This is a genomic window from Bacillus sp. ok061 (assembly GCF_900108285.1).
In the GTDB taxonomy this organism is placed as follows: Bacteria; Bacillota; Bacilli; order Bacillales; family Bacillaceae_G; genus Bacillus_A; species Bacillus_A thuringiensis_S.
Genome location: NZ_FNUW01000026.1, coordinates 61,866 through 82,242, shown reverse-complemented (window position 1 = coordinate 82,242; position 20,377 = coordinate 61,866). Strand labels below are relative to the sequence as shown.

Genomic DNA, 20,377 nt, shown 5'->3' with positions numbered 1-20,377 from the left:
TCCAGGACAATGTAAAAGGAAATGGAACAGTAAATAGGGATGTGAAAGCAAGCCCTACAACAGTCCAGCGTGAAGTGAATATCCAGGACAACGTAAAAGGAAATGGAACAGTAAATAGAGATGTGAGAGCAGATTCTACAACGGTTCAGCGTGAAGTGAATGTTCAAGAGAATGTTAATGTGAAGGAAAGAAGGGGTTCGGGATTACGACAAAGAGGAAGCTCTAGAAATCGCACAAACAGATTAAATCAAAAATAAGATGAGGAGGGATTTTTAGTGAGAGTGATTGATATTGCAAGTAAAAGAAGACTTTATTTTGAAATGAAACAAAGAGAATTAAAATGTAGTATTTTAATAACGCTAGCAGGATTTGTAATTGCTACTACCATTTTAGCTTTTCAAATTCGTTTTGAATTAAGTCAGTTATATCATTACATCGTTGCTTTTTTTCTTCTAATATATTTTTCTTTTAATCTGTATTCAAATAACAAGTTGGCAAAAGAGTGTTCGAAAATAAAAGGGAAGCAGAAGGGATAATAAAATGAATAATTGGTTATTTGCTATCTGCATGTTAGGAGTTGCGATTGTGTTAAGCATGATCGCAATTTTTTTAAAACAGATTTTTAAATTACTAAAGTGGAAAAAGAAAGAGGGCGTATTTTTTAAAAAGAGAGGTGGAACGAAATTGTCACAGAAAAAAGAGATGCAATCACCCAAAGAAAAAATATTAAGTTTAATGGTAGAAGAGGGTATAGAAATAAAAGAAAGTTTTTCTTTTTCTTTAATACGTCCATTTACAGCTGGGTATTTAAAGGGAATGTATGATTTAGAAGAACAGTGTAGGGGTTATGGGGTTGAAAGAAATTCTAACACATTAATTGTGCCCCAATTCACTGATCTAAATGAAAAAGAACAAGCTATAGATTTAGCTTATTTATGGGGACACCATCTTCTAATGAATAATAAATCATGGTGGTTAGAGGTTTTTCATTCAGATTCATATTTGATAAAAAAACTAGGGTGGAGAAAAGCAAAAGAAATTTGCATTAAACAAGGGATTATAGAAGTGCCACGAAAATTATTTAAATTTTTCGAAGTGAACGATCTAGATTTCGAAAGTAGAAAGAAACTGTCATTAAACCATTCATATCGACCGTTGTTTGATGGACTAAAAATATTAGGTAGATTTTCAAGAGTGTTAGTTAACGTATATCTTCGCATCCTAATGATCCTTTTGATTATTTGGGGATTACAATTTTCAGGAGCTATGCAGTATATTCCCTTCAAGACAATTGTTTTCAGTGAAAAATTATTTGGAATAGAAAATGAACATTATGTATTAAGTGGACAAGAAATTATTGATGTTTCAGGTAGTTTATACCTCATAGTCTTAATTACATATATATTGTTTGAGGGATTTAAGGCTCTTAGAAATTCTAGGTAGAACTTTTAGGAAGGAGAATAAGAAATGAAATTAAACAGTGAGCAACAAGAGTTCTTTGATTTAGGTGTAGAATTATATGAACTTTATGAGAAAGAAGAATTGAAAAATACAGATTCATTATTTGCTGCAGCAAGAATGAAATTATACAAGTCGGTATTATCGTTGGCTGTGAGTTATGACATTTTAAACAAAGATGCGATTTTACGATATGAAGAACTCGGTGATTATGAAGAATTATTGAATACATTACCTGAGGATCATCTTGCTAGATCTTACTTTAATGGAATTCAAAATTTATCACCTGGAATGCAGCTGAGCATTAAATTTGAGTTTAAAATCACAATGCAACATTTTTGGAGATTAATTAACGAAGTACTTGAACAGATGCCTAAGTAAGTAAGGCTAATATATATTAGCAGAATGAAAAAAATATAAAATTATAAAAGTATAATTTGGAAGGTAGATAATATTGAAAGAGTTCCTAATAGAAATATTAAATAATCAATTTGTAATGCAAATTATCTTTACAACAACACTTTCATTTGTAGTATATATGATATGTTTTATTGCCTATAATGGAGGGCTTTGGAGAGATATGCAATTAGATCCTTCAGAGCATATCTTTCTTGAGTTTGATCCTTTACTGCGCATTATAGTAAAACCTGCCTTATTAAGTTGGCTAATATATGACAAGCCCTTTATTAAGAAATGGTTTTTATGGTCTTTAGATCATACTTTAGTGAAATGGATTATTGGGATTTTATTTGTATTAATTGTGGGGGTATGGATTTTACAAATAGCAATATGGGTATATTGCTTTGTGAGAGGAACTATTTACGCAATTATACGTTGGAAAAGAAAACAAAGGATGGTATTTACAACACAGGAAGAAGAAATATTTGATTTTTGTGTACACAAATTTCCGAGTTATACAGAAAAATATTTGGCTAATGAATTAACTCATGCTGTAGAAGCAAAGGAAATAATTTATAAGTCACTTTTATGCTTGCACATTTTGAATCCTAAAGGTGTGCGTGATTATTATGGCTTGCGTGGTTATGAATATGATATTGAATATTATCCTGAGGAACATCCAGTAAAACAATATTACGCTAAGTTTGAAAAGTACCCACTTTTTATACAAGAACGTATTGAAAACGATAGTAAAATGTTTGAAACTATGAACCTATTTATTAAAAGCATGATAAGAGAATATAAGTCTTGTAACAATATGGGGGAAAAATAAAATTCATGACGTAACAAAGGGAGTGATGAGACATGATGCGTAATCCAAAGAATACAAAGCAAGAAATTAAAATAGCTTTTTTCTACATCATTGATGCAGGAATAATTGGTTTCATGTTGTTCTTAGCAAGTTATATGCCGAATCTATTTCCGGTTGGTGGGTTTGGAAGGATTATGTTTTACGTAATATTGGGTACATTTGGATTGTTCCTATGTATAAAACCGCATAGCAGTCCTACAAACAGAAATATGATGGTTATTTTAGATATGTTGAAGATGGATAATAAAAATTACCATCCAATTGAAGTAAATACAATCAGTAGTAAAACGGAAAAGAAATAAGAGTGATAGGGAGTGCTAATATAGCACTCTCTTTTTTTTAACTCATGAAAGGAAAGATGAATATGAAAGTTGCGGTAGCTGAACCCAAGAAAACGAATCAGAAGAAACGGATAAATTCAGAACAAGGTGATGAAAAACAAGGTTTTATCTCAACAATTTTTGCTTCTTTTAAAAATACGGATGCATCAATAGTTGATGTAGCTCCTTATAAACGACTTGAGCGAAAAACGGGAATTTTAGTGGATCGTAAAGATAATTTGCAAGTCTATTTGAAGGTGAAAACAACGGACTTACTTTCTATGAATGAGGATGATTTAAAGCGGTTTATGAACCAATTAACTAGTTTGTGTAGGGTCTATCATGAGCCATTTAAAATTTTATCTTTAACATATTCAACAGAAACAACAGAACAACAAGTTTACTGGAAACGCATGGCGATACGATTTCAAGGAAGGATGAATAGAGAGGGGGTGACTAATGAAGAAGAGCGAGTATGGTATCAACGGTATTCATTGGCAGTTGAAAATCTAAATAGGGTACTTTGGGTAGAAAAGAATTTAAAGGAATTGGCCTTCTTCATTGTTGTTTATGGGGAAAACGAAAAAGAATTAATAAAGAACGTAAAAGATATGAAGCGTTACGGTGGAAGGCAATTTGATTTGCAGAATATGAAGGCAAAAGAAGTTGAAAAATTAATATTTAAGCTGCAAAACATGAATTCGGAAATGTAGGAGGAGAAATATTAATGGTGAAACTAGGTAAAAAAGAACAACAAAAATATCGTAGTGCGGGTTATGATTTAGAATTTATTCAGAGGGTGCAGCCACAAGGGGGCATTAAATTTAATGAAAGATATATAGCTCAAGGAGATTGCTATGTAGCTTGTTTAAATGTTTATTCTCTGGCAGAAGAAATTCCTCCTTTATGGTTAACAGCATTAATGAACAATAAAGATACGCTATCAAGTTTTGATGTAGCGACTGCTAATAAACAAGAGGTTCTTACAGATATTAACCGTTCTATCACTGAGTTAAAAGATCGTGTGACGTCAGAACGTCGTTCAACTGATCGTGATGATGCAAATTGGGAGCTAGAAAATTTAAAGTTGTTTGCACGTTCTATAACGCAACAAGGTGAAACAGTTAAGTTGGTAAAAGTAAGAATTTTTATTTATGATCCAGTTTTAGAACAATTAGAGAAGCGAATTGGTGATTTGAAAAAAGAGATTGCAGGTCAAAACTATAAAGCACAAGTGTATGTTTTTAAACAAAAAGAAGAGTGGCAAACATTGTTTGCAAGTTATGATCAACAAATTGAATACTTGGGAGCGAAAAGTGGTAATCCGCTGCCTTCAGAAAACATTGGATATGGTATACCGTTTCATCACCAAGATTTAAAAGATCCAAGAGGAATCTATTTAGGACAAACAAATACTGGTGGAGCATTTATTCTAGATCCATTTTTCTCGACAGGTACTAGAACATCGTTTAGTGGTTTTGTTTTTGGGAAAATGGGTGCAGGTAAATCTACATTACTAAAACAGTTGTTAGAGGGCCTACTTGGAAAGGATTGTTTTATTCGTGGATTTGATAAAGCACGAGATTATTACACGATTGTTCAACAACAAGGTGGTAAGATAATTGATTTAAGTGGGGCACAAGGTGAAGATGGTGTGGAAACAGGTATGATAAATCCCTTAGAAGTATTTGCAACAAAAATTACTAATACAGGTGCGGTTGATGAAAGAGGATCATTCTTACAACATTTATCTAAGCTTACAAATATGTATCGTTTCTTAAATGTTGATGTAACTGAAACGATTATACAAGAGTTTCGTAGGTATCTTTTAGAGTTCTATACCGAATATAAGTTGATCCCATCTAGTTCTAAAGAACGGTTTAAAATAACAGGATTACCACCAACTAGTTATCCTATTATGGAAGAATTCCTTGCGCATTTGGATAAAGTTGAACTAGAAAAAGATGCTACTCCACAACGTCATAGAGATTTAGAAACTCTTAAAATGCAAGTACATGATATGGTTCATGTGTATGGAGATATGTTTAATGGGCATACAACTCTTGAAAATTTTGAAGATGAACAAATTGTATTCTTTGATATAGATGGTATATCAAAATTAGACAGACCAATCTTTAACTGTCAATTATTTACCGCATTAACTTTAATTTGGAGTCATGCATTAAAAAATGGTCGTAGAATGAAATATTTACGAGAAGAAAAGAATTTACCGATTGAAGATATTATATATTTTATGGTGTTTTTAGATGAGTGCCATAATGTTATAAATTCTCGAAATAAATTTGCTAATAATTATGTTTTGGAATTTGAACGTGAAATGCGTAAATTCGTTGCAGGTATATTCTTTGCAACACAATCACCACAAGAAATGTTACCACCACCAGGAAGTAATGTGGATGTTTCAGACATGAAAGCAATCTTTGAATTAACTCAATATAAGATATTTTTAAATATGGATAACTCCGTATTAGAAACCTTAAAAAGTGTTCTAGGTGAGAGTTTAACAGAATCAGAGTTTCGAATTTTACCTGAATTAAAACGAGGAGAAGCAATTGTACAAGTTAGTTCAACTGAGACATATAATGTAATGTTCGATCCAGATGAAAAACAACTAGAGCGTTTTAAAGGTGGTCAATAATATGGCAGCTACACAGGAAACGTTACTAGAAAAATATAAAAAAGTTAAGAGGTTAAAATGGTTAGTTGGTTTATTTAGTGGATCTACAGGAATAGCTATTTTTGCAGCGGTAATGGTGATATTTATTATAGGTGCGGCGATTTTAGGAGGAGGGACAAGCTCAACGGGTACTTCTAGTGGTGGTATAAGTGGTACTGCATCGGTACAAAATTTACCACCAGAAGTCATGCGTTGGAAAGAGATGGTCGAAAAAGAATGTGCAGCTCAAGGAGTACCTGAGTTAGTTCCTTATGTGTTAGCAATCATCATGGTGGAGAGTAATGGTATTTCAGAAAAACTACCTGATATTATGCAGTCAAGTGAGTCACAAGGTTGGAAAATGAACACAATTTCTAATCCAAAGGATTCTATTTATTATGGTGTTATGCATTTAAAGGGAGCATTTGATGATGCAAAAATGTTAGGGATTAATGATTTATTAGCCATTGTACAAACATATAACTTTGGACGTAATTATGTACATTGGTTAGCGTTAAATAATAAAACGCACTCCTTAGAAACTGCTGATTATTATTCTTTAACAGTTGTTGCTCCTGCGGGTGGAAATAAAAATGGAACAAGAATTGGATATAGTCAAGCTGTAGCAGTTGCTTACAATGGTGGTTATCGCTATATAAATGGCGGTAACTTTTATTATGCAGAAATGGTTAAGCAATATTTAAGTTTTGATAATGGGACTGCACCAGTAAATGGGTCAGAGACCTTTAAAAAGATAATGGATGAAGCTTTAAAATATAATGGAAACCCGTACGTTTGGGGCGGTAAAACTCCTGCGCTGGGATTTGATTGTAGTGGATTAACGTCTTGGGCATTTAGGGCAGCAGGGGTTAATTTAAATGGTTCAGCATCAGAACAATACTATGCAACTGTAGAAGTTGATCCGAAAGATGCACAACCTGGTGATTTGGTATTTTTCAAAGGAACATACGGTGGGCCAGATCATGTGAGTCATGTAGGGATATATGTTGATGCAAATACAATGTATGATTCTGAAAATGCAGGGATAGGATATCACCAATTTACATCACCAGGATGGCAAAAATACTATGCAGGAATTAGAAGAGTAGTTCCAAAATAAAAAAGAAATGGGTGCGTAATAAATGAATATGACTTCAAAAATTTTAACAGGATTACTAAGTGTTTCAGTTGCTTTTAGTGGGGTTTTTATTTATACCACAATGAAGGAATTTGAAAAGAAAGATAAAAAATATCAAGTCGATATTGCCAAAAAGGACAAAACAATTGGTGAATTGAAAACGAAAATGGAACAAGTTAGCATGAAAAATAATACGAATGCTGCTGATTCAAATAAAGAAAATACAAATCCTTTAATAGACTTGCAAAATCAATATAAAGAGGTATCTAAACAATTTATTCAAGCGTATTTGAATTACTCCGTAAAAAATAAGAACGAGAGAAGAGACAACTTATTAAAAATGACGGATAAAAAAGTTGTAGATATGGTGGCCCCTGAAACAGAAGATTTAGGAGATCCAAATTTTAAATCTACTATTAATCAAACAGCTCTATTTGTTGATTCAAATGGAGATATTTCAAAAAAATGTAGTGTTTTAATTGATGTAGATTACAAAATTGAAGGTCTAGAAAACAAACAAACGAAGATTAAAAGCTTAATTAGAATTACATTAGAGAAGCAAGGCAATGAAATTAAAGTAGTGGATTATAGTCCATACCGATTAAGTAGATAAGTGTCAAAATAATAAATGAAAGATCCCCTGTATGAAAGGAAACGTAATGCAGGGGATCTACTTTTTTTAAAAAAGTATAATCTAATATTCTAAAGGAAAGGGGTATATGTCATGCTTTTGAGTGAATTAAAACCGAATCATGATTATTCAAGAGAAGGAAAATATATAATCATTAAGTTATGGAAGAGGAAAAATGATTATCAAGAAATAGCAATTGATTGGTTTGACTATAATCCTGGTAATAAATTTGATTGGCTAATTGTTCGTGAATATGACGTGGATCATAGAGGGAAAAAGAAATATACAAACTATAAATTAGAAAATATTCATGAGGAAGTAAGAGTACAAGTGAAAGTATTTAGTAAGAAAGGAGCAGCAGTATGCGTTTAAAATTTGGAGCGAAAAAAGAAGAAAGAAAACCTGCAAATACGAAAAGAAGAGCATATATGTTAACCCTGGGAAGTTTTGTAGCAATGTTTTTTGTACTATGTATTTCGCCTGCCTTTAGCGGAGCAACATATAAGTTTGAGGAAATGAAAATGGGAGAATATCAAAGCCTATCAACGATGGTGAAGATTTCAGTTGTGAAAAAAGAATACAATCCTACAAATAAAACGTTGCGAATTGATTATCAATTAAAGTCGGATAATGACCCTCAAATTCTTAGTAACATGAAATACAAAGTAGAGAATAAATACATTAAGCAAAAAGAAAATGATGTGAAAACAAAAATTTATCGTGCTAGTGATAACTATATTGTTGTGATTAGTGAGAACATACCTGAAGATTTCGGTGTAGTTTCATCTATTGTTAAGCCTGAATACATTCATCCAGAATTACAATCTGATGCAGATGATATAAAAGATAGAAGTTTAAAAACTTATATTTTACAGAAGGGAAAACTAATTAATGAGGATCTAAAAGAGGAATCGCAGATCTATTATGAAAAAGAATATCTTGCATTTTCACAAAAATCTATAAGGGAAGAAATTAAAGAAATGCAACAGAAGATTCATGATAAAGAATCTGCTATTAAACAATTAAAAATAAAAAATGATAAGTTAACAAAAGAAATGGAGTACCAAACTGAAGATGAAAAACTTAAAACCAAAAATACAATGAACTCAAATGAATCAAAAATTAAGAATCATCAAAAGGAAATGGATGGATTTAAAGAAGAGATTAAAATGAAGGAAAAGAAAATTGAGCTGTTGAATGAAAAGAAAAAAATTATATAAAAAGGTACTTTTTAAACGGACACAAAACGTACTACAAAGGTCTCAAAGAGACCTACAAATAGATGATAAAAGGACTCAAAACGCCCCACAAGTGCGTTTTTGACATCCCAGTTAGAGAGCTTTAGAAACCCAATAGGCACAGCCTATTTCACCACTTTGTCCTCAAAGTGGGATAGGGTTTCCTTATGCTCTTTTTTTAATCTTTGCTTTTGATAGAGCCTTTATCTGATTGTTAGAAGATAAAGGTGATCTAGAGTAACTAGAATAGGAGAGAGAGTTGAAGATAAAGTGAACAAGATATATGAAATATATGTTCATCGTTGTTTTGCGTATGTGGTTGAGTATAAAGAACATCCTGTAGCGGCAGATGGTAATTTTGAAGAATTTACAGATGTACATTTGTTTTGGAATTGGGAGCTTGTTGTTTGTAAGTATTGGGATGAAATAAAAGAACTAATGAATTTAAATATAGAGGGGTTGTTAGAGGATATGAAGAAACTTAATCAAGTATTTAATGATAAAAGGAATGAAGAGAATAAGGAGTATTTTGAAAAAATCATCATCCCACCTCAAGAAGAATTTAAGGGATGTAAAGTGAAAGTATCAAATTATTTGATAGATCATAGGGGTGGAAATAACTTTTATTTGTGGAGAGAGTTAAGCTGCAATGAAGTTGAATCAATGAAAGAAAAGGGAACATATGATGAAGCAGTAACAAGATATGATTTAAGAAAATATGAGGAAAAAGAGTATGTTTGGTTAGCAAATTTCCCAACTGAAGAAGATGCAATGTTAGCAATCAAATCCTATTGGAGAGCAATTAAAGAATTGAATCAGTTAGGTGATGGTGATCATAATGAGAAAAATTATGCCGAAGAAAACGCTAATTATATAGAAGATAGTAAAGACAAAAATAAGAAGATTGCATACTCATATTCATTTAATTGGTTTGGCTTTACTTATAATGGTAAGAAATCAGATTATTGTTTTGATGCCACAATTAAATTTAATACGTTTAAATTTGAAGAGGATTGTATTGGTGGTGTAACGAATTATTTGTCCGCAAGAATTGATTTACAGGAAGAAAAATTAATTACTCAAATAGATCCTAATTTGTTATTTAACGATGTTGAAGTAATTGATTTTTTCATTGATGATACAAATAGTGAATTTTATAAAAAGTTAAATGTTGAAGAAGGAAAATTATTAATTAAAGAGTACTGTAGGCAAGCAAAAGAAAATAAGTTATTGCATATTGAATTGACGGGTTCACCGTTAGCATTTAGATACGTGGAATAATTGATAAATAAAAAGAACTTAATTCTACAATGAATTAGGTTCTTTTTATTGTAAAGCAGGTGACAATATGGAAATTCATGTTCGGAATGCTAATCCGAATCATATAAAGGAAATTGATGAAAGGTGTAAGCAAATAAGTAAAAGACTTGGACGACGTTACTATCGTTGGGAATACATTAACGAAATTTTTAGAGAACACTTTGATAGAGAATATAAAAGAAATAAAGAAGATAAATTTGATGAAGCTGTTAATAATGTTTCTGTTTCTTTGGAAAGGCAAGAGGATAAGTTACAAGAATATATAGATGCTACAAATGAATTAATTAAGATACTAGGACAGAATGGATAGGGGTTGAATGAAGAATGGCTAGGATTGCTTTTGAGGAAACGTTTCGCTTTCGTGGGAATAGAATCCACAAAGATATAGTAAAAGATTTTATGAAGCAGTATCCTGAGTATTCGACTGAAGCAGATGCCTTACGGCATGGAATTGTACTGCTAGATCAAAAAATGAGGAAAGGGAAAGGAATAGATGATCTATCAGTTTTAAAAGAAGATAATAAAAAAATAGTGCAATCAATGAAAGCAATGCAAATACAAAATGATGTGTTAATTAAATTAAATATAGAACTTCTTTCACGATTAGGTAGTGATTTAAGTATAGAAGGTTTACAACAAGAAGTGAAAAGTGAAATTGCATCGTCTGTTACTAGAAAATCGGAAGGGAAGTTCTCCCGAACTTTAAAACGTGAGTCAATGGAATCAAGAAGTGAACCTAAAGTACAACAAGAAAAAGAAATGCAGAAAGAAATAAAAGCATCATCTATAACAGAGAAAAGATTACCTATGGTTAAGGATAATGAAGAAATACTATTAATAAACGATAAGCCGCATAAAAAGATTTGGAGATTTGGAAAGTTTATTAATGAAGAAATAGAGTGGGGGCAAATACCTGAACATAGACTTGAAGAATTGGAATAATAAAAAGGAGTAACGAGTTATGGGGAAGTCACCAGGTATTATTTTAACGTCACAATATACAATTCCTAACAAACAAAGCTTCACAACGTACATTGACTATTGTACAAGAAAGAAGGCACTTTTAAAGGATGGGCATACTTTAACAAATACAGAGTTACAGGAATTAAATCGTCTTGAAGATGCAATTAATTCTTTTGATATGGAAATTGGAAGTACATATTCAAGCAAGGGTAGAAAAGAAATTTCTAAAAAAGAAGCAGAAGCACAAGTACTTTTAACCTCCCCTGATAGCTTTAATACGACAAGTGATTTTGAAAAGTATGTTAGTTATATGGGAAGAAAGTATGCACTAGAAAGTAAAAAGAAAATCAACAAAACAGAAAAAGAAGAAATGGATCTACTAAAGAAACATATTGAGGATTTATCCCCTAATAGAAACGAAAATAATCAGGAATTAGAAAAAGAAGTGAAAGAAATTTTACCAGGTGTTTTTTCAAAAGAAAAAAATGTAATTACACAAAATGATTTAACGGATATAAAAGAGTTAGTTGGAAAGGCGCAAAATAGAGGAAGTGTTTACTACCAGGATGTTATCTCTTTTGATACAGACTTTTTAATTACACAAAAATTATATGATCCTAAAACAGATATCTTAGATGAAAACCGTATTCGAAATGCGAGTCAGAAAATGATGGATCAGCTATTTAAAGATGAAAAAATTGAAGAAAGTAATGGGTTCTGGTTTGCATCTATTCATCGGAATACAGAGCATATCCATATTCATTTTGGTACTGTAGAAAAAGAGAATCGAAGAAAGTTAGTAACAAAAGTAGTGAACGGGAAAACTTATTATGAACCGAAAGGGAAACGAAAACAAAGTACGTTAGATCACATGAAAACTACTTTTGCGAATTCCCTAGTAGATCGTACAAGTGAATTAAGTCGTATCTCCAATTTAAGAAATGAGTTAGTACAAGAAATAAAAGAAGAGTTTCAAGGATCGAAAGAAAGGAAGCAAAATAGAGAGGTTGTTTTATTGCAAGAGATATACGATGGATTGCCTAGTAATAAAAAAGATTGGACATATGGTAGTAAAAAAATGCCGAAAGAAACTAGGAATAAAATTGATGAGTTAACAGGATTGTTAATGAAAAACAATCCACTATTTAAAGAATATGAAGAAGCGGTAGAAAAAGAATCTAGTTTCCAAAAAGGTCTATATGGGGAATCCGAACGAGAAGATAAAGATTATGCTAAGAATCAAATGAAAGATATGTATAAACGTATGGGTAATTCCTTACTTAAAGAATTAAAGAAAAAGAAACCATATGAAGAAAATCCATTGTATCAATTTCAGCAAAAAAATGATCAGATAAAAAAGAAATATGAAAGGGGGCGGTCAGCAAAAAGGCGAGAGTATAGTAATTATTCTAAGTACAAACCACCGGTAATTCGTAAGAAAGATGTTCGGAATATTGGAGCAGCAATAAATGATGATTTAACAAAGTGGCGTGCAGAAAGGGAATATGAACTTGTACAACAACGTATTGCAAGACAACAAGAAATGGAATATTGATTTTGAAAAATAGATGTTTTTAAAACATCTATTTTTTATTTATCTAAAATTTTAGGAGGATTAGAGATGAATACAAAAATTCAAGATAAAACATTAGGGTATTTATTAAACGAAATTATAAGACACTGTATAAATACAGAAGAGGTTGTTAAGGAAAGGGTATTAGCTTGTTTTCGTAAACAAAGAAAAGGGTTAACTAATATGGAGATTAAGGAAAAAGGGTTAAATGTATATTCTATAAGAGGAATATCTTTTGTAGAGCTTATAAAAGAAGGTGCTAATAGAAATTTAATATCTAGTATAGTGGCCAGGGAAGATGGAAAAGAAATAAAAGAATTGAAGCTTACTAAGGAAGGGTCAGATTTTCTTAGTAAATTTTACACTGATAATTATTCGGTCGATTTTATGGAATTCAATAAACAAGTAAAAAAACTGTTTAAAAAATATGGGGAGTTAGAACTCGATCCTAAACAAATAGAATATTTGTATTGGAGGGGGGATCATCCTATTTCCGAGATAGAAAAAACATATATAAACAATCCTTATGATAGTGAACATGAAAATGAAATAGTGGAGTTTCATGAGTATGTATCAGGAATTAAGAGTGAAAATTTAAAGGATGATGAATTTATATTTCATTTTGTTCCCAAGTTATTTTTACCGGAGGCGTGGTTTCATGCACCTGTCAGATTGGAAATAGAGGGTGTTGAAATTCTAAACACCTTAGTTCTTAATAGGCCATATCCTAATAAACGTTATGTTGTTGCAGGCGTTGAAAAGGATAATGGAATTATTTCTCATGGATTCTATTGGGTTAAAAATAAAAAAGAGTTAATTAATAACCGTATAGAGATTAAGTTGAATTGGTTTGTTGGAAAGCGTAAAAAGATTACCCATAAAATTGATCTGGGTTTCCAGTTTGGAGAACATAAAGGGAAACTTTTCTCCAATTTCCAACGCTTAAGCAGAAATACAAAGTTAAAACAGTTTAAAATACAGACAGACATATCAAATGTAGATGTTTATGAAGATAAGTTCTTATTTTGCGATAAAGCAGATTTAACACATTTCCCTATGGAAAAACACTCTTGTTTTGCTGCGGATAAAAATATGGATCGTTGGGAAACAAGAAAGAGAAAAGAAGCAATTAAACAAAACAAAGTAACTGAGGTTTACTATAATATTCTTTCAAGTGCAGGTTTAAATTGGGAAGATGAAAATATAGCAATTATAGAAGAGTTTATGAAAAAAGGGGATGCTAACTTTAAGGATCATGGAGGTGATTATGGAGCTTGTTTTGATGTTACATATAAACATAATATTAGTAAAGAAATTGATGAAGAATGGTTATTTGAAAAGATAATAGAGTTTGCGAAGAAATATAAAATTACAGAATTTGAAATGTGGAAGAAATATGGTGAAGGTGGTCCTTATGAAATTGGTTTTGGAATTTATTTAGAGGGATCTCTGGAGAATCCTACTATAAAATTACGAGAAGTTTATTTAGGATCATTAGAAGATTGGAATCTATCATGGGATGAATAAAATTTTGAAGAATTAAGTTGAGAAAGGGGTATTTTTATGAGTAACAAAATTTATTATTCAATTGTTTCAAGCGTGAGGTTTAGTCGGAATGAAGAGAATAGAAAATTAATAGAAGAATTCATACAAAAAGGTGAAATGCATTTTCTAACAAGAGAAGATGATTATGGTGATTGTTTCGAAGTTGATTTTGAAAAAGCAATAACTGAAGAGTTAAATGAGGATTGGATACTAGAAACAGTTATTGATTTTGCTAAGAAATACAAAATTACAGAATTTGAATTGTGGAAAAAACATGAGGATGAATCAACTTATAATAAAGGTTTTGGAATTGCAATTGAAGGATTTATGGAGAATCCAATTATAAAATTTAAAGAAGTTTATTCGGGATCATTAGAGGATTGGAATTTATCTTGGAAAAAAGGGAAACAAACTTACGAAAAGATATATTTCAAATTAGCGCTGTAATATTAGAAAGGTAGTGTAGAAAATGTCTCAACAAGGTTTATATATGATTGTTCATGTTGATCAAGTAAAGAATGAGATTCATCTGAACAAATATTTATTTAATAAACAAGTAATCGTAAATGTTTCTGAAGAGGTTGCAGCGGCACATACCCAATTATTAACTGAAGCAGTTGAACATGGAAGTGTACCATTTGTTGAATATGATGAGGAACGAGGGGTAATTTGTTAATGGTTTACACAAAAAAGAAATATACACCTAAGACAAATGAGCAAATTAAAGAGGAAACAAAAGAAATTATGGATCAGGTTCTTACTGATATTACTAAGTATTATAGATCACCTGAGGATATGTTAGAACTAGCGAACTTTATGGCGAAGTTTAGTAATTATTCTCCTAAAAACATGCAGCTAATTAGATCACAATTTGAGAGTGCTTATGCATGTGCGAATTTTAAAGCTTTTAAAGATGCTGGATTTCATGTGAATAAGGGTGAAACAGCAATGAAAGTTTTTCATCCTTATGTAAAAGAATATGTCAGAGATCCTAAAACAAAATTAGCAGTCCCTTTAGGGAAATTAACGGAAGAACAAAAAAAGCAAGTGAAAAATGGGGAATTAAAAGTAGAAAAGCAAACAAATTACTACTTGAAGGCTACAGCATTTGATATTTCGCAGACAAATGCCAAACCTGAAGATCTACCGAAAATATTCCCAAACCGTCAGTTTAACTTTGAAATTAATGACGAAAATAAAGAACTATTAAAGATTGGTATCCAGGCATTAGCCGAAAAAGAAAACATCAAAATTAAAACAATGGGACAAGGGGCATTGGTGAAAGAATTAGGGAATGTTCATGGTGCATATGTTCAAGTTTTAGATTCATCCTATTCTCAAATTGTTATGAATACAAGGAACACTGAGACAAATGAATTATCTGTTGCTATACATGAATTGGCTCATGCAAAGTTACATGGTAATAAAATAGATCCGTTAGAACACACACCTACTAAAGAATTTGAAGCGGAATTAACATCCTATATTGTGTGTAAGCATTATGGAATGGATACAAGCGAAGCAGCAGTACCCTATATCGCTCAATGGACAAAAAACGGACAGGATATAGAAGAGAAAGATAAATCCATTATGCGTGTTCATGAGACAGCAAGTAGCTTTATAAACACGATTGATAAGAAAATTTCTGAAATAAAAAAGGATATGGAAAAGAATATGGAGCAAAGTAAAGGCGAGGTTAAGGATGTATATTTAGTGCGCTATGGCGCTTTAAAGAGTACTGAAGAGGAAATAGTAACTGTAGATGCTTTACGTGGAAGGGCGGAAAGGGGAAAAGCTTATAATGATGTAGAAAATGCCCGAGAATTAAATGATAAAGAATTTATTGAAGAATTTAATAAAGAGAATCAACAGAACTTTATTGCGCTAGATCATAATGCAATTAAGAAACCTATGGTCGTGATCCAGTGGTCTGAAGCCGATTTAGAAACAAATAAAGCAATTCCTTTTGGAAAAGCAAATGCAATGATGAGTAAACGAATTGCAGAAATAGATACCGAATCTAAAAAGGCAGAGGAGAAAGGTGAACACATTCCCTTTGAAAAAACTCATTATCACTTAATTCTTCCTAAAGAAATGGATAAATATTTTAATCGACTGGAAGTTATTACGATGGATCGATTAGATTTAGGTGACGGTGGATACAAGTCTCCATATGAGCAAATTTTAAGTGAAAAAAGAGATTTATCGGAAGAAGTTAAACAAGCGTTGCAGCAAGAAATAAATGAATATGAACAAACAAAAGGTCAATCTAATCCTGAAAAACTAAGAACAGTAAATACTACTGAAATTAGTGAGATTCAACAGGATAAGGTTGACCATTTTTCTTCTAAAGAAGCAGAACAAGATGAAGATATAGGTGCTACCAATAAGCAAGAAGCAAGAAGAATGGCACGTATGGTATATATGCAGCAAATGGAAAGATAAATCGGTATTCAGGAAGAGAGGAGTGATTGAGGATGTTTTATGAGGATAATATAAATGGTTTTGGTGCTGAAGAAGAAACAAAGAACTTTATGGCAAGGGTTCTTGAAGATATAAAGCAATATTACTCATCAGAAGAAGGTGTGTTGGAATTAGCTGAGTTTATGGCCAGATTTAGTAATTATTCAGCTAGAAACATGCAAGTAATAAAATCGCAATTCCCTAATGCATATGTGTGTGCCAATTTAAAAACTTTTAAAAAAGCTGGTTTTTCTTTAAAAGATGGAGAAAAAGAAATGGGGATCTTTCATCCACGTATAAAAGAATATGTAAGAGATCCAAAAACGAAACAAGAAGTCCTTGTTACAGACTTAACATCTGAACAGAAGAGACAAGTTAAGGTGGGGGACTTGAAAGTAAAGAAAGATATAACGTACTACTTGAAAAATACTGCTTTAGATATTTCACAAACAACCGCTAATATGGATGATTTGAAAAGAATATTTCCGAATCGTCAATTAAACTTTGAGGTATCAGAAGAGAATAAAGATATGTTGATAGCTGGTATAAAGGAAGCCGCTAAAAAAGAAAAAATTGAAAGTGGATTATTTGTAGAAAATACAAATAATCTACAAATAGATAAAATACCTAAAGTTATACAAGACTTAGTTAATGAAAAATTACAAAGTGAAAAAGGGAAGGACAATAAGGATAATTTAACAGTAGAATTTGAAACAAAACTTACGTCACATGTTATTTGTAATCATTACGGTATTGATATTGGCGATAGTACAGCTCCTTATATTAGTAAATGGATTCAAGGTGGTCAAGACTTTGAAAAGAAGGATTCATCTATTAAACGTGTTCATGAGATAGCAAGAACATTTATTAATACAATAGATCAAAAAATTTCAGAATTACAAAATGAAGTGGGAAAAGAAATCAATAATAAAGAGCTAGAAATGAATTTACCAAAGGAGTCTGCAAAAAGTCTATCTAATCCTGAAGATATGTTGGATGAGAACCCTACAGTAAATACAGTAGAGGATAAACAGAAAATTCTCGAACGTATCCAGGAAAAAGCCGAGCGTTCTGTTTCAAATAATGTTGGATTAAATTTTGCTGATCATTGGAGTGATGTCTCTCAATTAGCAGCAATTAATACACAAAAACGGTGGGAAGGTTACAAGATTCATCTTTCTGAAGATGGTAAATTTATAGAAGATATTCAGCCGAATATGATTTTGAGCTTAGGTGAATTAAATACAATAGTCGATAAATTTGGTACTGAAGAAGAGCATGGAAAATTAGAAGTGATTAAAAATGAAATTAAACCACATTATGAAGATGACTTGGAAGAAAAGGAATTTTTAAAAACGCTTGTTGCAAAAGTAACCGTAGATCAACATGAAAATATGAAAGTTGAGTGCATTTCTGACTTTGTGAATGAGGATCAATGTGATTTTGATTTTAATCACTCAATATCTGAAGCGATTGAAAGTATAAATCATTCTATTATTGAAGCTCACAAAGAAGTAATGAATGAAGAGGTTGAAAATAAAGCTAGTCATCAAGAAATAAACACTGGCCAACAGGATGAGATTTCTTCTAAAGAAACAGAACAAGATGAAGATACAGCTGCTACTAATAAGCAAGAAGCTAGAAGAATGGCACGTATGGTCTACATGCAGCAGATGGAGAGATGAAAATATTTAAAAAGGGTGAATACAAAAATGAAAAAAACTGCTATTAGACTCTATAATAATAAAAATGGTGCACATTTGATTTTTCATGCAACACCTATTTATCCTAAAAATGCATATGAATTTTATGATCATCAATGGTATATTACGCAAAATGAAACTGTAATTGGTACTCCAATTACAGGAGAATGCTATGAAATGTTTATAATCACAACTGAAATAATAAAAGAAAAGGGGTATGATGGTTTATACCTATATTGTAAACGCACTGATATAAAAACAGGAAAAGAAAGTAATACAGAATTTATAAGACTAGATTCTAATTTAGATAAAATTATTGATTCTGGTACTATTTTTGATGCTATTAAGCAATATGATGAACACGGTTCGATTACAACAAATATAAATCAGTAAAAGCACACCTGAAATTTGAAAGGGTGTGTTTTTATTTTGTATCACTAATCGATAAGGAGAAGAGAAAATAATGGATAACTTTGAAGTAGTAACAGGCATACAGCAAAAAACAAACCAGGCGATTTATGAAAGAGTAGGAATTGATCTTGAAAGACATTGGGAGGGGTATGAAATTCAATTGTCTGAAGATAATCGAATCATAGAAGAAATTCATCCTAATATGCGTTTAAATCTTGGTGAATTATATGCTGTTGTTAATAGATATGGGACAGAAAAAGAACAGAAAAATATAGATGACATTGACAAGTACCTTGAACCATATTATCAGGCAGATCTTATTAAAACAGAATTTTATGAGACACCTATTGTAAAAGTTTCAACAGACAAGCAGCAGAATATTAAAGTGGAGTGTATTTCTGAGTATATATCAGATAGTGATATTGGTTTTGATTTTAATCAATCTGTATTTGAAGCGGTGAATCAGATAAATCACTCTATTAGCGAAGCACATAAAGAAACAATGCAAGGTGATGTCGAATATAAAGGGCTTTATCCTGTAGATAAAAATGAGGTGGTCTATTGTGAAATGACAGGTAAACCGCTACAACAAGATGAAGAAGTGTTTTATAAAGAAGGGCACGGCTATATTGTACCCGAAAAGGTAGATCCGAAAGATATTGAAAACGGCAATGTGTATTTTACAGCGATTGGCTATGAAGATGTTGAAGAAAAACGAATTGCTCCAATTCAATATATTGAGGAGAAAAATTATCAAGATGGAGACATTCGTTTTAATCCATTAGAGGGGATTTCAAATGATTATGAAGATGAAGGAGAAGAAGAGGTTTATCGATTGGAGTCTGCTAAAACGGTTAGATCGGTGAAGAATGATCATGGCGCTATGCAGGTAAAAGAATCGAAAGTTAATACTAGTGCCGGGGAACGATATCTTGGAAAAGATACAGTTTATCATGAAGAGCATTCGCATGTATCCCAGGACAGGGAACAGGCAAGAAGACAAAATATCATGCGACAAATAAACGGTCGAGATTATTAACTAATGGAAGAGGTGTAAGTACAAATGAAGTATAAAACTCACCTTACAACGAGCCTAGCAGTCGCTCTGCCTGTTTTGGCTTCAACAGGCAACCTCACGGTTGGAAATGTTATAGCGGTTAGTTTTGGGGCTTTATTGCCCGATATAGATGAACAACATTCTTGGATCGGCCGAAGAACTCGTGGAGTATCAGATCTTATGAATACGGTATTTGGTCATAGAGGAATCACACATTCGCTATTTGGATTAGTGCTAGTGTTGATTCCTATTTTATTTGCAGTAGGAATGACACCTTTATCATTTACCAACGGTATGTGCATATTTGCTGGTTATTTTCTACATTTGGTGGAAGATAGTTTCTCTAAAAAAGGTATTAAATGGTTGCTGCCATTATCAAATAAAAATTTTCAAAGCGGTTTTAATGTATTTTATTACAGCTATAACGGTATTGCTGAGAAGTTAATTTTAATGATTAGCACAATTGTGGTTGTATATGAGCTTTATTCATATGGAATAGCAAGCTTCCAACCTGGGAATTCAGAAATCTTAGGGACTTTTAAATCATTATTTGATTGAGTAGTGAAATTTATTCATTAGAACTGAGAAAAGGGGGTGATGTTTAGTTTAA

The 20,377-nt window shown here is 31.8% G+C and carries 24 protein-coding genes; all 24 read left to right on the top strand.

From position 1 onward, the window contains the following. Window positions 1-257, top strand: a 257-nt coding sequence (locus C4S65_RS34655) for a hypothetical protein (protein ID WP_181032145.1), incomplete at its 5' end; no start/stop codon positions are given. Window positions 258-275: 18 nt separating this feature from the next. Then, window positions 276-536 carry a hypothetical protein gene (locus C4S65_RS26060; RefSeq protein ID WP_087876231.1) on the top strand — a complete coding sequence of 87 codons (261 nt, stop codon included), beginning with the start codon at window positions 276-278 and terminating at the stop codon, window positions 534-536. 166 nt (window positions 537-702) lie between these two features. After that, on the top strand, window positions 703-1,443 hold the full coding sequence (locus C4S65_RS26055; RefSeq protein ID WP_258043886.1) for a hypothetical protein: 741 nt from the start codon (window positions 703-705) through the stop codon (window positions 1,441-1,443). Between the two features lie 24 nt (window positions 1,444-1,467). Further along, a complete protein-coding gene (locus tag C4S65_RS26050; protein WP_103945594.1) occupies window positions 1,468-1,839 on the top strand; it encodes a hypothetical protein in 372 nt (123 codons plus the stop codon). A 73-nt stretch (window positions 1,840-1,912) separates the two neighbouring features. After that, window positions 1,913-2,689, top strand: coding sequence for a hypothetical protein (locus C4S65_RS26045; RefSeq protein ID WP_103945593.1), 777 nt, complete (start codon window positions 1,913-1,915; stop codon window positions 2,687-2,689). Between the two features lie 32 nt (window positions 2,690-2,721). Beyond that, window positions 2,722-3,030: a hypothetical protein gene (locus tag C4S65_RS26040; RefSeq protein WP_103945592.1), complete on the top strand. Its 309-nt coding sequence runs from the start codon at window positions 2,722-2,724 to the stop codon at window positions 3,028-3,030. Between the two features lie 62 nt (window positions 3,031-3,092). Then, window positions 3,093-3,761, top strand: a complete 669-nt coding sequence (locus C4S65_RS26035; protein ID WP_142391590.1) for a hypothetical protein — start codon at window positions 3,093-3,095, stop codon at window positions 3,759-3,761. Window positions 3,762-3,775: 14 nt separating this feature from the next. Then, window positions 3,776-5,707, top strand: coding sequence for an ATP-binding protein (locus C4S65_RS26030; RefSeq protein ID WP_103945591.1), 1,932 nt, complete (start codon window positions 3,776-3,778; stop codon window positions 5,705-5,707). A gap of 1 nt (window position 5,708) precedes the next feature. Further along, window positions 5,709-6,845 (top strand): bifunctional lysozyme/C40 family peptidase, encoded by a 1,137-nt coding sequence (locus C4S65_RS26025; RefSeq protein WP_103945590.1) that lies wholly within the window; start codon window positions 5,709-5,711, stop codon window positions 6,843-6,845. Between the two features lie 22 nt (window positions 6,846-6,867). Then, window positions 6,868-7,476 carry a hypothetical protein gene (locus tag C4S65_RS26020; protein WP_103945589.1) on the top strand — a complete coding sequence of 203 codons (609 nt, stop codon included), beginning with the start codon at window positions 6,868-6,870 and terminating at the stop codon, window positions 7,474-7,476. 111 nt (window positions 7,477-7,587) lie between these two features. Then, entirely contained in the window at window positions 7,588-7,866 is a 279-nt protein-coding gene (locus C4S65_RS26015) for a DUF5513 family protein (RefSeq protein ID WP_098217925.1), read from the top strand. Then, a complete protein-coding gene (locus C4S65_RS26010) occupies window positions 7,857-8,714 on the top strand; it encodes a hypothetical protein (protein WP_103945588.1) in 858 nt (285 codons plus the stop codon). Before C4S65_RS26015 ends, C4S65_RS26010 begins: the two co-directional genes overlap by 10 nt. A gap of 288 nt (window positions 8,715-9,002) precedes the next feature. Further along, window positions 9,003-10,013: a hypothetical protein gene (locus tag C4S65_RS26005; RefSeq protein ID WP_258043885.1), complete on the top strand. Its 1,011-nt coding sequence runs from the start codon at window positions 9,003-9,005 to the stop codon at window positions 10,011-10,013. A gap of 67 nt (window positions 10,014-10,080) precedes the next feature. Continuing rightward, complete coding sequence (locus C4S65_RS26000; RefSeq protein WP_042596215.1) at window positions 10,081-10,362, top strand: hypothetical protein; 282 nt, start codon at window positions 10,081-10,083, stop codon at window positions 10,360-10,362. A gap of 14 nt (window positions 10,363-10,376) precedes the next feature. Further along, window positions 10,377-10,994: a hypothetical protein gene (locus tag C4S65_RS25995; protein WP_103945587.1), complete on the top strand. Its 618-nt coding sequence runs from the start codon at window positions 10,377-10,379 to the stop codon at window positions 10,992-10,994. 19 nt (window positions 10,995-11,013) lie between these two features. Then, window positions 11,014-12,570 (top strand): MobP2 family relaxase, encoded by a 1,557-nt coding sequence (gene mobP2, locus C4S65_RS25990; RefSeq protein ID WP_103945586.1) that lies wholly within the window; start codon window positions 11,014-11,016, stop codon window positions 12,568-12,570. Window positions 12,571-12,636: 66 nt separating this feature from the next. Further along, window positions 12,637-14,115 (top strand): DUF5514 family protein, encoded by a 1,479-nt coding sequence (locus C4S65_RS25985; RefSeq protein ID WP_103945585.1) that lies wholly within the window; start codon window positions 12,637-12,639, stop codon window positions 14,113-14,115. A 36-nt stretch (window positions 14,116-14,151) separates the two neighbouring features. After that, window positions 14,152-14,580: a DUF5514 family protein gene (locus C4S65_RS25980; RefSeq protein WP_103945584.1), complete on the top strand. Its 429-nt coding sequence runs from the start codon at window positions 14,152-14,154 to the stop codon at window positions 14,578-14,580. Window positions 14,581-14,602: 22 nt separating this feature from the next. Beyond that, window positions 14,603-14,809: a DUF5511 family protein gene (locus C4S65_RS25975; RefSeq protein ID WP_103945583.1), complete on the top strand. Its 207-nt coding sequence runs from the start codon at window positions 14,603-14,605 to the stop codon at window positions 14,807-14,809. Next, window positions 14,809-16,578: an LPD25 domain-containing protein gene (locus C4S65_RS25970; protein WP_142391589.1), complete on the top strand. Its 1,770-nt coding sequence runs from the start codon at window positions 14,809-14,811 to the stop codon at window positions 16,576-16,578. The genes C4S65_RS25975 and C4S65_RS25970 overlap by 1 nt, the downstream gene beginning before the upstream one ends. Window positions 16,579-16,610: 32 nt before the next feature. Next, on the top strand, window positions 16,611-18,281 hold the full coding sequence (locus C4S65_RS25965) for an ArdC-like ssDNA-binding domain-containing protein (RefSeq protein ID WP_103945581.1): 1,671 nt from the start codon (window positions 16,611-16,613) through the stop codon (window positions 18,279-18,281). A gap of 27 nt (window positions 18,282-18,308) precedes the next feature. Then, window positions 18,309-18,692 (top strand): hypothetical protein, encoded by a 384-nt coding sequence (locus C4S65_RS25960; protein WP_103945580.1) that lies wholly within the window; start codon window positions 18,309-18,311, stop codon window positions 18,690-18,692. A 70-nt stretch (window positions 18,693-18,762) separates the two neighbouring features. Then, window positions 18,763-19,749: a hypothetical protein gene (locus C4S65_RS25955; protein ID WP_103945579.1), complete on the top strand. Its 987-nt coding sequence runs from the start codon at window positions 18,763-18,765 to the stop codon at window positions 19,747-19,749. A gap of 24 nt (window positions 19,750-19,773) precedes the next feature. After that, window positions 19,774-20,325, top strand: a complete 552-nt coding sequence (locus C4S65_RS25950) for a metal-dependent hydrolase (protein WP_016083871.1) — start codon at window positions 19,774-19,776, stop codon at window positions 20,323-20,325. Window positions 20,326-20,377: the final 52 nt, after the last annotated feature.

Bases quoted from the DNA above. Each gene is read 5' to 3' on its own strand.
- C4S65_RS26055 (WP_258043886.1), top strand. From the start codon at position 703: ATGCAATCACCCAAAGAAAAAATATTAAGTTTAATGGTAGAAGAGGGT.
- C4S65_RS26050 (WP_103945594.1), top strand. From the start codon at position 1,468: ATGAAATTAAACAGTGAGCAACAAGAGTTCTTTGATTTAGGTGTAGAA.
- C4S65_RS26040 (WP_103945592.1), top strand. From the start codon at position 2,722: ATGATGCGTAATCCAAAGAATACAAAGCAAGAAATTAAAATAGCTTTT.
- C4S65_RS26035 (WP_142391590.1), top strand. From the start codon at position 3,093: ATGAAAGTTGCGGTAGCTGAACCCAAGAAAACGAATCAGAAGAAACGG.
- C4S65_RS26030 (WP_103945591.1), top strand. From the start codon at position 3,776: ATGGTGAAACTAGGTAAAAAAGAACAACAAAAATATCGTAGTGCGGGT.
- C4S65_RS26025 (WP_103945590.1), top strand. From the start codon at position 5,709: ATGGCAGCTACACAGGAAACGTTACTAGAAAAATATAAAAAAGTTAAG.
- C4S65_RS26020 (WP_103945589.1), top strand. From the start codon at position 6,868: ATGAATATGACTTCAAAAATTTTAACAGGATTACTAAGTGTTTCAGTT.
- C4S65_RS26015 (WP_098217925.1), top strand. From the start codon at position 7,588: ATGCTTTTGAGTGAATTAAAACCGAATCATGATTATTCAAGAGAAGGA.
- C4S65_RS26010 (WP_103945588.1), top strand. From the start codon at position 7,857: ATGCGTTTAAAATTTGGAGCGAAAAAAGAAGAAAGAAAACCTGCAAAT.
- C4S65_RS26000 (WP_042596215.1), top strand. From the start codon at position 10,081: ATGGAAATTCATGTTCGGAATGCTAATCCGAATCATATAAAGGAAATT.
- C4S65_RS25995 (WP_103945587.1), top strand. From the start codon at position 10,377: ATGGCTAGGATTGCTTTTGAGGAAACGTTTCGCTTTCGTGGGAATAGA.
- mobP2 (WP_103945586.1), top strand. From the start codon at position 11,014: ATGGGGAAGTCACCAGGTATTATTTTAACGTCACAATATACAATTCCT.
- C4S65_RS25985 (WP_103945585.1), top strand. From the start codon at position 12,637: ATGAATACAAAAATTCAAGATAAAACATTAGGGTATTTATTAAACGAA.
- C4S65_RS25980 (WP_103945584.1), top strand. From the start codon at position 14,152: ATGAGTAACAAAATTTATTATTCAATTGTTTCAAGCGTGAGGTTTAGT.
- C4S65_RS25975 (WP_103945583.1), top strand. From the start codon at position 14,603: ATGTCTCAACAAGGTTTATATATGATTGTTCATGTTGATCAAGTAAAG.
- C4S65_RS25970 (WP_142391589.1), top strand. From the start codon at position 14,809: ATGGTTTACACAAAAAAGAAATATACACCTAAGACAAATGAGCAAATT.
- C4S65_RS25965 (WP_103945581.1), top strand. From the start codon at position 16,611: ATGTTTTATGAGGATAATATAAATGGTTTTGGTGCTGAAGAAGAAACA.
- C4S65_RS25960 (WP_103945580.1), top strand. From the start codon at position 18,309: ATGAAAAAAACTGCTATTAGACTCTATAATAATAAAAATGGTGCACAT.
- C4S65_RS25955 (WP_103945579.1), top strand. From the start codon at position 18,763: ATGGATAACTTTGAAGTAGTAACAGGCATACAGCAAAAAACAAACCAG.
- C4S65_RS25950 (WP_016083871.1), top strand. From the start codon at position 19,774: ATGAAGTATAAAACTCACCTTACAACGAGCCTAGCAGTCGCTCTGCCT.